This window comes from Bacillus sp. L75, from assembly GCF_003676355.1.
Lineage (GTDB): Bacteria > Bacillota > Bacilli > Bacillales > Bacillaceae > Bacillus > Bacillus velezensis.
On record NZ_ML064902.1, the window covers coordinates 259,513 to 271,604 of the forward strand.

The window sequence follows — 12,092 nt, forward strand, 5'->3', positions numbered from 1 at the left end:
GTCCTTCTTTCTTAGTTAGATGTTTTTAACGCATCCCAGTTCTTCGCAAAATAATCCCAGCCGGAAATGACTGTGAAGAGCACGGCCACCCATAAAGCGATATCGCCGAACGGGAAAGAAACGAGCTCAAACGGAAGATTATGCAGCAAAAGCGCGGCAACAGCGATGATCTGAGCCCATGTTTTAATTTTCCCCAGCATATTGGCGGCTACAACTTCCCCCGTTCCCGCCAGCACAAGTCTTAATCCCGTTACGGCAAATTCGCGGCTGATGATGATGATGACCATCCACGCCGGCGCAAGGTCAAACTGCACAAGCGTAATTAATGCCGCGGACACCAGCAGTTTGTCAGCCAGCGGATCTAAAAATTTCCCGAAATTTGTCACGAGGTTCAGTTTTCTGGCGTAGTAGCCATCCACCCAGTCAGTCGTTGATGCGATAATGAACAAAACAGCTCCCGTAAGATGCGCGACCGGAATCGATTCATCCCCTATATGAACGCTGCCCCACTGAAAAGGAACAAGCATGATAATCATAAATACAGGAATTAAAGCGATTCTTGCCAGTGTGATTTTATTCGGTAAGTTAAACATAAAGCCCCTCCAATATATGTACTCGGACGTGAAGAAAAAGTCATCTTAATCGTTCAGATGACTTTTCCCCTTTTATTTTTTCATCTTGATTGTGATGGTCTGCGCCATCACATCATGCGGATTGAGTTCATAGGACAGAACCTCTCCGTTGATTTTAATTTTCAGGTTAGGGGCATAGCCCGTGCGGATTTCAATCTGCTTTTGATCCGTGACGTCTTTTTTAAAGGTTTCGCCTTTTTGCAGCGTTCCTTCTTTTAAAGAACCGCCGCTGTCATCACGGACGCGGATCCATGCGCTGTCAGAAGCAATCAGTTCAAGCTTATACTTATCTGCCCCGGAGACGTTGTATGAAGAAGCCGAGCCTTCCGTTCCGGCCGCTTTGATCTCCGTCTTTTCACTGCTTTTTTCTTTCTTCTGCTCTGACGCTTTTGTGTCCTTTTTGTCTTTTTTGCTGTCAGATTGCGCTTCGTCATTTGTATTGCCGTCGTTTTTCAGCGCAGAATCCTTAGGAATCTCATACTTGCTCTCACTTTGGGTGACTGCCTTATCTCCATCTGTCTGCCCGGATTTGCTCATTCCGAGCTGAATAATCGCATAAATGATCGCGATGACGATAATGACACCGATGACGACAAGGACGGTCGGAAGCCATTCCGCCGCCTTTGAAGCGGACTTAGGAAGCTCCCTTTGCATGGCGAGACCGGAGATTTTTTCCGACACATCGTCATGGTACGTGTTAGGGATGTCTTTTTTATATTCTTCAAATAACTGATCTGAATCAAGCCCGACAGCTTCAGCGTATTGCTTGATAAACGCCCGCACATAAAAATTGCCGGGAATGACGTCATAATTGCCTTCTTCCAGAGCGGTTAAGTATCTTTTCTGAATTTTCGTCGCCGCCTGGAGTTCATCCAATGACATCCCTTTTTCCTCTCTGGCTTCTTTAAGCCGGATTGCTAATTCTGTCACAACAAACACCTTCCAATATTAAAAGTCAAAGCTTGAAAAACCGGTCTGATCAAATATTTGCGGTTCTTCTGCATGTTCATATGTAATAACTTCGTCAGGATCATTTCTGAGTTCGATAATATAATCGAAATCATCGAGCGTATACTCCGAATTTTGAACAAAAATATCGGGGTGCTCCACGACCTTTGTCGCCGGAAGCCGCATAATTTCACTGACGAGCTGAAGATGGCGCTCAGATCCCCGTCTTGTCGAAACGATGCCGTCGAGGATAAACACGTTTTCCGTGCTGTATTCATCGGCAACCAGCTGGCTCCGGATCGTTTGTTTTAGCAGCGTTGATGATACGAAAAGCCATCTTTTGCTGGCACAAACGCTTGACGCAACGATGGACTCCGTTTTTCCGACCCTCGGCATTCCCCGGATTCCGATCAGTTTGTGTCCTTCTTTTTTAAACAGCTCGGCCATAAAGTCAACCAGAAGACCGAGCTCGTCCCTTTCAAAACGGAAGGTTTTTTTGTCATCGGCATCACGCTGAATGTATCTTCCGTGGCGGACTGCGAGACGGTCGCGAAGCCTCGGTTCTCTCAGCTTCGTTACTTTAATGGTCTCCATTGTTTTTAAAATTGATTCCAATCGTTTAATTTGATCTATATGCCGGCATCTGAGCAGCATTCCCCTTCTGGAAAGGTCGACACCGTTAATTGTGACAATATTAATTGACAGCATCCCGAGAAGAGATGAAATATCCCCGAGCAGGCCGGGGCGGTTCACTTGAATTTCATATTCAAAATACCATTCGAGCTTTGCCAAATGATATACCCCCTCCATTGTGGCAAATTTTTACCTTCCTTTATCATAAAACATTTTTCTCTAATTAGAAAGAAGAATGTTGCTCTATAGAGGAAAACATAAAAAAAGAGAGGAGAAATCCCCCCTCTTAATGAGTGCTGTTATTTTCAACAAGCTTCACCATCATATTTGCGATGGCGCGCTGTTCATCTTCAGAAGCAACGCTCCAAAGATCAGCAAGCACTTTTTCCTGATGGTTTTTCGAGTCGACTTCGTTCGCAAGGTAACCGCCGATTTCTGTAGCGAGGTCAGTGATCGTTTCATCACTCATCCCTTTTTCCTGCGCATAGTTCAATCTGTCGCCAAGGAAATTCTTCCAATTATCCCAGTTTTCTAATACTGACATGTTGGGTTCCTCCATTTCATCTGTTGTTACAAAATTATTTTGTCCGTACAGATGCAAACTATACACACATTTTTTTCAGCAGTGCCAGCCGCCGTTTACGGATAATATATGCCCCGTAATATAGGAAGCCTTGTCCGATAATAAAAAGGCCGCCGCTTCGGCGATTTCCTCCGGCTTTGCCAGCCGGCCCGCGGGAATTTCCTCTGCCAACGCTTCTTTTTCATCAGACGTGAACTGATCAAGCATATTTGTATCAACGGCACCCGGCGAGACTGCATTCACGCGGACGCCGCTCGGAGCAAGCTCTTTGGCAAGCGCTTTGACGAACGAATGCTGCGCTCCCTTGACCATGCTGTATAATACCTCGCACGATGCGCCTGTTTCTCCCCAGACGGAACCGATCGCGACGATGCCCCCGCTTTTTTTCCGGATCATGCCGGGCATCAGATTACGCGCCAAAAGAAACGGACTCGTTACATGCAGCTGCACCATCTCCCGCGCCGTGTCATCCGTAACGTCCGTAATCAGGCCGAAATGACTTTTGCCGCTGTTTAATACCAGAGCATCCACAGGCTGCTTAACGGAACGGCTGAGTGTCTCCGCGCCATCCGGTGAGGACAAATCCGCCTGAATAACGGAGGCTTTTACGCCGAATGATGCGCTCAGCCTTTCCGCAAGCCTGTGTGCGGCTTCCTTATTAGAATGATAATGCAAGAGGACGTCATATCCGTTTTTTGCGAGGACTTCACTTATACTTTGTCCGATTCCGCCGCTTGCTCCGGTTACGAGCGCTGTCTGTTTCATCAATCAATACTCCTTCTTTCCCCAGAAAAACATCCCTCAGGGCGTGAGGGATGTTTTTGTTATGATTTTGGCACGACTTTGCAGACTGTCAGCCTGTCTTCTGATATTTCTTCTTCAATGACCCGCTTTACGTCATCCAGCGTAATCTGCTCCAGTACGGTTACGACATCAAACAGACTCATATCTAAAAAGGCGTAGCGTGTGAATTGGTTGGCGATATATTCAGGCGAATTGAGCGCTTTTAAGAATGACCCGATCTTCTTTTTTCTCGCAAGATCAAGTTTTTCCGCAGTCACGGCTGATTCCGCATCAAGCAGCATGTGTTTTAATTCGTCAGCGAGCTTATCCGGCTCCGGTGTATCTCCTCCGACAGAGGCAAAACCGAATCCGTATTCAGCCGTGTAATCGAAGCTGAAGGTCTCATCAATGTAGCCTTTGTCGTACAAGTCACCGTAATGCGGTGAGCTTTTTCCGAAGAGACATTCAAGCATGAGGTTCATGCTGAGCTCGTGCTTTAACAGCCCCCGCCCCGTTTTATAAGGGTCTTTCGCCTTTAAACCGACAAGACATTTTGAGCCTTGCACGTTCATTTTTAATTCCTGCTCCCGGCGGAAAACCGCTTCCTGCTCCTGAACTTCTTCACGTTTGATTTCGGGCTGGTCTGTAAACGGCTTTTTCTCCTGGTTTTTCCGCACCTGGCTGATGACCGCTTCAGGATCTACGGGACCGACGATAAAGAGCAGCATATTGCTCGGGTGATAAAACGTTTCGTAGCACTCATACAGCAGATCTTTCGTAATACGAGAGATGCTCTCCACCGTTCCGGCAATGTCAATTTTCACGGGGTGGTCTTTATACATATTTTCGATAAGGCCGAAAAACAGCCGCCAATCCGGATTATCATCATACATATTGATTTCCTGGCCGATGATGCCTTTTTCTTTTTCAACTGATTTTTCCGTAAAATACGGGTCCTGAACAAAGTCTACGAGTGTTTCCAGGTTTTTCTCCACATTAGAAGTACTGGAGAACAGATAAGCGGTTCGTGTAAATGATGTAAAGGCATTTGCCGACGCCCCCTGCTTACTAAAGTCCTGAAACACGTCGCCGTCCGCTTTTTCAAACAGTTTATGCTCCAGAAAATGCGCGATTCCGTCAGGGACGTGTACCATTTCTTCCTTATTTAAAGGAACGAATTGATTGTCAATGGAACCGTACTTTGTCGTAAACACGGCGTATGTTTTATTAAAGCCCTGTTTCGGCAGCACATAGACATCAAGGCCGTTTGCCATTTTTTCATGATACAGCGTTTCCTGAAGCTGTTCGAAGTTTATCGGTTTAGTCAAGATGCTCCCCCCGTCCCTTTTAAGAAATAAGTCGTATCCAGCTTAATGTTCTTTCCGACATTGATAATGTCCTCTTTTGTCACTTTCTCGATATTGTCAAGGAATCTTTCGATCGGTATCTCTACTTGGGCTGAGGCCTGCTGATACAGAAATTCCGCTAAGCCGTATGCCGTATCAATGGTTTCTAATACTTGATTTTTAATAACGGCTTTCGTTTGGGCGATATCATCTTCTGAAAAGTCACCGTTTTGCATAGCCTGAAACTGTTCTTCAATGATGGTGACGGCCTGCTTGTAATTTTTCACCTCAATGCCCGACATGACCATCAAAAGCCCTTTGAAACTTTCCACCCTTGAGGCTGCATAATAGGCGAGGCTAGCTTTTTCACGGACATTTATAAACAGCTTTGAATGAGAGAAACCCCCGAACAGCCCGTTAAACACCTGCAATGCCGGATAATCCGGATCTGTATATGTCGTATTGGTCCGGAATCCGATATTCAGCTTGCCCTGCTTGACGTCCTCTTCATCAATGACTTCCTTCGGATCGGGCTGTTCATTCGCCGCGCTTCTTTCAAAAGGCTGCAGCTCCCGTTCTTCCGTTTTAAAATACGTATCAACGGCCGTTTTCACCTGATCTGTATCAACATCGCCGATGACGTACAGGTCCAGCTGATCTTCGCGTATGGCTTTTTGATAGGCTTCATACAAATCTTGCGGTGTAATGTGTTCAACATCATCGAACTCGCCGTTGACGTGAAGGGCATACGGTTCGCTTTTGCACATTTCCTGAACGAGACGCAGATTAGAATATCTCATCTTATCATCATATACGGCTTGAATCCGCTGTTTCAGCGTCCGTTTTTCCTGCGTGACATAAAGGGGCAGGAAGGCGCCGTTTTCCAAAGCGGGCGAAAAGACAAGCTCTGATAAAAGCTGAAGGCCTTTTTCCAATAACGGTGTGCGGTCCTTCAGATACTTTTCATTAGGAATCTCAAGCCTGAACGTAATGACATGACGTTCTCCCTTTTTTGTCAGATCAGCTGAAACGGATGTGCCGTACAGCTCATCAAAATAAGACCGCAGATCAGCGGTTTTCGGGCGGCTTTCTGTTCCGCGCAGAAGCACATGCGGAAACAGCGCTCTTTTTGTTACGAGCTCTTTCGTTAAAGGAGCCAGCATTTTAAACGTCAGCGAAACGGTTTTAAATTTCTCGGTCTTTACGATGTGGGCGGTGATCCCGCCGTGCTTTGACTTCATTTCATTTACGTAAGTCATGTGAAACCTCCTTCGTTCATTCTTTCATAGTATGTATTATGACCAAATTTCAGCATTCGCAAAAAAGAGTGCGCAGATGTAATTATATCAACTGGAGGATTTATAAGGAAACAAAAAAACCTCTGCCCGAAAACAGGCAGAGGCATTGAGCGTTATTTTTTCAAATTGAAAGGCCACCAGTTGGCTCTTCCGAATATTTTCACCATGACCGGTACAAAAAACGGAAGGACGACAATTGCGTACATGAGAAGGCCTGTTAATACCACGGTTGCAATCTGTAATAAGGAAAGAACGCCTGACGGCAGCATGGCCGCAAAGGTTCCCGCTAAAATAATCGCCGCAGAAATGATGACGGAACCCATATTTTTCATACTGCTGATCATTGCGGGTTCCGTTCCTTCTTTTTTAAGCTCATTAAAGCGGTCCATTAAAAAGATGGAATAATCCACGCCAAGAGCCATCAAAATGACAAAGCCGAAGAACGGCACGGCCCAGTTTACGCCCGGATACCCGAAGAAGTGTGTAAAGATGTATTCCGTCACGCCGATGGATGCGAAATACGTCAGTACGAGCGACGCCACTAAATAAACAGGCATAATGAGGGAGCGCAGCATCACGATGAGAATCAGAAAAATTCCCGCCAGCATAAACATGGCCGTCCGTTTGAAGTCTGAAGCCGATACTTCCTTCAGATCGGCATTCATGCTGGAGACTCCCGAAACGCCGAAAGAGGCATTCTTCAGATCCGTGTTCGGAATGGCCCTTTTTACGCTCGCTTTGATCGCTTGAATATCTTGAATGGCCGTATTTGAGTAAGGATTGTTATCAAGAACGACGGTCAATTCTGTCGTTTTTCTGTCATCTGACATGTACGTATTAAACACGCTTGTGAAATCACTGTTTGTCAACGCGTCTTTCGGCACAAACCAGCCTGTCATTTCTTTGTCTGACGCCTTGTGAAGCTCACCCAGGTAATCATTCGCCCCCATCATGCCGCTTGATACTTTCTTAAGCCCTTTCACACTATCGTTAAGGCCTGAAGAAAGATCGCTGAGCCGGGAAGAAAAATCACCGAGACCGCTCTTCATTTTTTTCTGGCCCTCCGCGAGCTGTCCTGCCGCCGATTCAAGGCGCGGCATTTGTCCCGCGAGAGCCCCCTGTCCGTCTGACACTTGCTGCAGACCGTTTTCAATACTGGTCAGACCATTGATCATTGCGTTAATTTGAGTGTCAATCTTCTTCTGAGCGGCTGCCAGTCGGGCAAATTGTTTTTCCGCTTGCTGCAGATGAGCCTTTTGACTGTCGACCTGTTTAGAAAACGCTTCTGCATCCGCGTTTGCCTTGGAAACGGCTGACTGTACACCCGTAAAGGCCGATTTGATTTCTTGGTAAGAGGGATCGGTTTTGACTGACGGTATTGACGCTTCCAATTTTGCAAACGGCAGCCGGGCAAGCTGCTTGTTCAAATCGGCAAGCTGTCTGCTGGCTTCATCTTTCATCGGCAGGACGGTTTTTACCAATTTTAAAGCGTTTTGCGTTTCTGAAGCGAGACCGCTGTTTTGTTTGAGCTGTGAAGTCAGCATTTGTTTTTGCTCTTCAATCCGCTTTCTCATCTGGGCGACGCCGGCTTTATTCTCGTTCACGCCAGCCTGCAGTTTATTCAGGTTTTCTCCTATATCAGAAAGCCCGGATTTCAGAGACAATGTTCCGTCAATAAGCTGATTGACGCTTTTCCCCGACTCTTCGATCTGCGGCTGTGAATCAGCTAACGACTTTGCGGCATGCCCTAATCCGTCCGTGATTTTTTCAAGTCCTGTATTGCCTTTATCAAGCCCTTCTTGAAGCTGCTTTGCCTGATTTGTGACAAATAATTGATTCAATCCGTTTCCAGCAGGGCGCGTGGCGCTTCTGACCGTTTTTACACCCTCTGTTTTTTCAAGTTCTCTGCTGATTTTTTCGATATCAATCAGGTGTTTTTCGGTATTTAATGTCTCATCATTTTTGATGACGACTGTGGCCGGAAGAAGTTCTCCTGGGCCGAATGCGTCTGAAATCGTATGAAACGCGCGGACGGATTCATATTTATCCCCGATTTCGTCAAGACTGTTGTAAGACAGCGACCCTTTGTAAAGAAGGATAGGCGGGACGGTGAATACCGCAACGATTGCAAGACTGATGAGCGGCCTTTTAAATGAAAACCGCCCTGACGTTTCCCATGCTTTGCTTTGAGGATGGGAAATATCGCCCTTAACAGGCCAAAACAGGCTTTTTCCTAAAACAGCCATAAAAAACGGCACGATCGTCATGAGCGCAAGCAGCAGCACCGCGACACCGACCGCAACGGCTGCTGCCGACTGATACAGCTTAAATGTCGCAAATCCGATGCAGGCAAATCCGATCAGCACCGCACCGCCGCTGTACAAAACCGTCTTTCCGGCCGTTTTGTAGGTGACGACGATCGCTTCTCTTATATCAGCGCCATGCGACAGTTCTTCTTTAAATCTGCTGAGAAGCAGAATGCAGTAGTCTGTGCCGATCCCGAACATAATCGCAACCATAAAAATCTGAGTAAAAGTTGAGAGCGGAAAATTCAGCTGATCGACTAAAAATGCGACAATCGACTGGCTGACTAAATAAGATATCAATACTGATAAAAGCGGCACGAACGGAGCGACCACTGACCGGAATACAAGGATCAGCACGATCAGGATAAAAGCGACCGTTATATATTCAGTCTTTTTCAAGCCGTCCTGTGAGCTTTTTAACACATCTTCGTCGATCAGCGATTGGCCTGTAATGCCGTATGATACGCCGTACGGTTTCAGCTCTTTATCAATTTTATTTTTTATTTCGATGATATCGTTTTTGGATGTATCAAGCTGCAGCTGAACGAGCATCGTTTGTCTGTCTTTTGACAGCAGCTGTTTTTTAATGTCGTCATTTTTCTCCCCGAAGTATGAAGTCACCGTTTTAATCTGAAGCGCTTTTTTATGTTCAGACAAAGTGCTGACGGCTTCTTCCAGACGATCTTTTTTGTCTGTCATTAAGCCTTTTTCGTGAAATACGATGACGGCAGAAGAAGACGGTGCATCGGAATCAGACATTTCATCAAGCAATTCATGGGCGTAAGAAGAGGAATATCCGTCCGGTACGGAAATCTGCCCTTTCTCCCGTGTCAATTCAGCCATATCAGGCGCTGTAAGCATAAATATCACCGTTGCGGCGACCCACACCGCGGCGATGATCCAGCGGGCTCGGATAATGTTTTTCATTATGTCTGCTGATCCTCCTCAGTCATCATCAATCGATATAATTTTTCATATGTATTCACGAACATCTCCGCCTCGTCTTCATCAAAATACATAATATATGATCGGACGAGTTCCTCAATCCGCCGCTCCACACGGTGAAATACTTCCGTCCCCTTTTCCGTGACATTTAAAAGTATGCTCCGGCGGTCGCTTTGGCTGCGTTCTCTATTGATGTAGCCTTTTTCATACAGGCGGTTCGTCATAGATGTAATGGCGCTTTTATTGACGTGGCACACCGCGGCCAGTTCAATTGATTTGCAATCGGGATTGAGCATAATATAGCGGAGGATGTAATATTGATCCAATGTCAGTTCTTTGTTCACTTTTTCAGCGATAATGCTGTCAATTTTTTTTAAGACGTGCAGGTATACATCGGAATAACGCTGAATCAGCTGCTTTACTTTTTCTTCATGCACCTTTTCCCCCTCCTTCCGATAGTTAATATGTTTAACTATTAAAAAGGATAACGACTTGACGGTATCATGTCAATCTTCAAAATAAAATAAAGAAAGACAGTGCAGATTACACCGTCTTTAATGATTCCTTTTTTTCTTTTGCTTGTGATGAGATATTTAACAGCGCTAAAAATACAGACACAATGCCGCAAAAAGCGGATAAAATAAAAATCAGCCAGCCTGCATTTGACATCAGGGCAGCAAAGATCGGCGGTCCCGCCGCTACTCCGATAAACCGCATGCTGTTATAAAATGAGGTAATGGTTCCCGATTCCTCGTTGTCTACGCCTTCTGTGATGACAGCGTCTAAAGCCGGCAATGCCATTCCGATACCGATACCGCTGACACACAAAAAGATAAATAATAAATAAAAACTGTGATTCCACCATAGGCCGATAAACGACAGTGTCACGGCACTCATTCCGAAAACGATGCAAAACTTCATTTTGCCTTGGTCTTTTCCGATTTTCCTGCCTGCTATATATGAACTGACGGATAGAAATAAAAGCGGGATTGCCAAAAGCGCTCCTTTAGCCACACCGTCAATGCCGTATTTCTTCTCCAGTGAGTCTGATAAATAAAAAAGAACCCCGAACAGCAAAAACATAATCACGCAGCCGATGATAAAAACCGTAAAGAGCCAGCGTCCGTCACGCTTAAATATGCGGCCGACATTTTTCACAAATTCGGAAATAGAAGGCGCTTCTTTTTGTTCCTCCGGCTTTGCCACCAAAAACAATACGAGAAAAAAACTGATGAGCGAAAAAAACGGAATGAACCAAAATGGCATAAACCAAAACCATGCAGCCAAGAGCGAACCGAGAATCGGGCTTATTACTTTCCCGGCAGTGTTAGACGTCTCAATATCGCCGAGCCCCGCGGTAATCCGCTCATCATCCCCTTTGAATAAATCACCGATAAACGGCATCACTACAGGAGCCGCCCCTGCCGAACCGATTCCCTGCAGCACCCGCCCCGCCAAGATAATGGGATAAGGATGCTTGAACGCGGTGGAAGCTATCGCGGCAAGCGCTCCGCCCGCACCGGCTATGAGAAGACAAGGCAGAAGAACCTTTTTTCTTCCGAATTTATCGGACAGATATCCGGCAATCGGAATACAAATAATCGCCACAATCGAATAGACCGTTATAATTAACGATACTTGAAAAGACGATATGGACAGCTTCTTTTCAATCATCGGAAGCACAGGAATCAGCATGGAATTCCCGAGTGTCATCACGAGCGGTACAGAAGCCAGAGCAATGATATTTTTCGTTCCATTTTTCTTCTTACTCAACTTATTCACCCATTCACTATACTTGGTTGTTTCCTGTTTTATTGTGCCTTGCAGAAAACAAAGTATGTACTGAAACGGCAAATAAAAAAACAGACACATGACGCGTCTGTCTTAAAAACGTTTTCTTACAACATGAAAACTGAACTTATCAGCCCGGAAATAATTTAATGAATACAGCACAGGTTCATCATTCTGATTATAGTGGGTTTGCTTCAGCAATAAAAGCGCCGTCTCCGGCTCGCATTCCAAAACCGGTGAAATCGTATCGTGATATCCGATCGGTTCGATATCAGCAACGGCATAGCTGATTACAGACCCGGAGTTTTTTTCCAAAAGATCAAAAATAGACTCCTGTTCATGACAGAAAGAATTCGGCAGAATGTGCATCGGAATCGTATCTAAACAGTAAACGACCGGAGTGCCGCTTGCCGTTCTCACGCGTTCCAAATAAAAAAGCTCCTGCTCAGGCTCAAGCCGGAATCTAGCGATATCTTCATCAGACGGCGTGATGACCTGAGACGACAAAAAAATCGTACCCGGCACCATGTTCGCCTGCTGAATCGTTTTCGTCACGCTGTTGAGCTGTTCAATACCTGAAAGAAACAGCGGTTTTGTATGGACGAAAGTGCCCACACCGTGCCTTCTGATAATCACATGCTCCTCTTCAAGGATACGCAAAGCTTCACGCAGAGTTGCCCGGCTGACACCCATTGATTTTGAAAGCTCAAATTCAGAAGGAAGCTTTTCCTTTTCGGTGTAAATTCCGTTTTGTATATCCTCTTTGATTCGCTCAATCACTTTTAGATACAAGTGACGATTGTCAGCTTTTGTAGACATGTTTCCCC

11 protein-coding genes are annotated in these 12,092 nt (G+C 45.7%); all 11 read right to left on the reverse strand.

Annotated features, from left to right (window positions below; genetic code table 11):
* Nucleotides 1–11: 11 nt before the first annotated feature.
* Nucleotides 12–593, reverse strand: coding sequence for a CDP-diacylglycerol--glycerol-3-phosphate 3-phosphatidyltransferase (gene pgsA / locus D5S11_RS04525; protein WP_007409821.1), 582 nt, complete (start codon nt 591–593; stop codon nt 12–14).
* A 72-nt stretch (nt 594–665) separates the two neighbouring features.
* Nucleotides 666–1,562 (reverse strand): helix-turn-helix domain-containing protein, encoded by an 897-nt coding sequence (locus D5S11_RS04530; RefSeq protein WP_007409820.1) that lies wholly within the window; start codon nt 1,560–1,562, stop codon nt 666–668.
* An 18-nt stretch (nt 1,563–1,580) separates the two neighbouring features.
* Nucleotides 1,581–2,372: a DUF3388 domain-containing protein gene (locus D5S11_RS04535; protein WP_007409819.1), complete on the reverse strand. Its 792-nt coding sequence runs from the start codon at nt 2,370–2,372 to the stop codon at nt 1,581–1,583.
* Between the two features lie 127 nt (nt 2,373–2,499).
* Complete coding sequence (locus D5S11_RS04540; protein ID WP_003154150.1) at nt 2,500–2,757, reverse strand: DUF3243 domain-containing protein; 258 nt, start codon at nt 2,755–2,757, stop codon at nt 2,500–2,502.
* A gap of 75 nt (nt 2,758–2,832) precedes the next feature.
* Nucleotides 2,833–3,561 carry an elongation factor P 5-aminopentanone reductase gene (ymfI, locus tag D5S11_RS04545; protein ID WP_038463882.1) on the reverse strand — a complete coding sequence of 243 codons (729 nt, stop codon included), beginning with the start codon at nt 3,559–3,561 and terminating at the stop codon, nt 2,833–2,835.
* 59 nt (nt 3,562–3,620) lie between these two features.
* On the reverse strand, nt 3,621–4,907 hold the full coding sequence (gene yfmH / locus D5S11_RS04550; protein WP_108724969.1) for an EF-P 5-aminopentanol modification-associated protein YfmH: 1,287 nt from the start codon (nt 4,905–4,907) through the stop codon (nt 3,621–3,623).
* Nucleotides 4,904–6,184: an EF-P 5-aminopentanol modification-associated protein YfmF gene (gene yfmF / locus D5S11_RS04555; RefSeq protein ID WP_012117578.1), complete on the reverse strand. Its 1,281-nt coding sequence runs from the start codon at nt 6,182–6,184 to the stop codon at nt 4,904–4,906. Before yfmF ends, yfmH begins: the two co-directional genes overlap by 4 nt.
* A gap of 152 nt (nt 6,185–6,336) precedes the next feature.
* The gene (locus D5S11_RS04560; protein ID WP_108724970.1) at nt 6,337–9,456 is read right to left on the reverse strand and encodes an MMPL family transporter; all 3,120 of its coding nucleotides are present in this window, start codon (nt 9,454–9,456) and stop codon (nt 6,337–6,339) included.
* A complete protein-coding gene (locus tag D5S11_RS04565) occupies nt 9,456–9,911 on the reverse strand; it encodes a MarR family winged helix-turn-helix transcriptional regulator (protein WP_003154157.1) in 456 nt (151 codons plus the stop codon). The genes D5S11_RS04560 and D5S11_RS04565 overlap by 1 nt, the downstream gene beginning before the upstream one ends.
* A gap of 106 nt (nt 9,912–10,017) precedes the next feature.
* Nucleotides 10,018–11,247 (reverse strand): bacillibactin exporter BcbE, encoded by a 1,230-nt coding sequence (bcbE, locus tag D5S11_RS04570; protein ID WP_007409814.1) that lies wholly within the window; start codon nt 11,245–11,247, stop codon nt 10,018–10,020.
* Nucleotides 11,248–11,358: 111 nt separating this feature from the next.
* Nucleotides 11,359–12,084: a GntR family transcriptional regulator gene (locus tag D5S11_RS04575; protein ID WP_007409813.1), complete on the reverse strand. Its 726-nt coding sequence runs from the start codon at nt 12,082–12,084 to the stop codon at nt 11,359–11,361.
* Nucleotides 12,085–12,092: the final 8 nt, after the last annotated feature.

Excerpts from the sequence above, each read along its gene's own strand:
- D5S11_RS04540 (WP_003154150.1), bottom strand. The coding sequence starts at position 2,757 with ATGTCAGTATTAGAAAACTGGGATAATTGGAAGAATTTCCTTGGCGAC.
- D5S11_RS04560 (WP_108724970.1), bottom strand. The coding sequence starts at position 9,456 with ATGAAAAACATTATCCGAGCCCGCTGGATCATCGCCGCGGTGTGGGTC.
- pgsA (WP_007409821.1), bottom strand. The coding sequence starts at position 593 with ATGTTTAACTTACCGAATAAAATCACACTGGCAAGAATCGCTTTAATT.
- yfmF (WP_012117578.1), bottom strand. The coding sequence starts at position 6,184 with ATGACTTACGTAAATGAAATGAAGTCAAAGCACGGCGGGATCACCGCC.
- D5S11_RS04575 (WP_007409813.1), bottom strand. The coding sequence starts at position 12,084 with ATGTCTACAAAAGCTGACAATCGTCACTTGTATCTAAAAGTGATTGAG.
- ymfI (WP_038463882.1), bottom strand. The coding sequence starts at position 3,561 with ATGAAACAGACAGCGCTCGTAACCGGAGCAAGCGGCGGAATCGGACAA.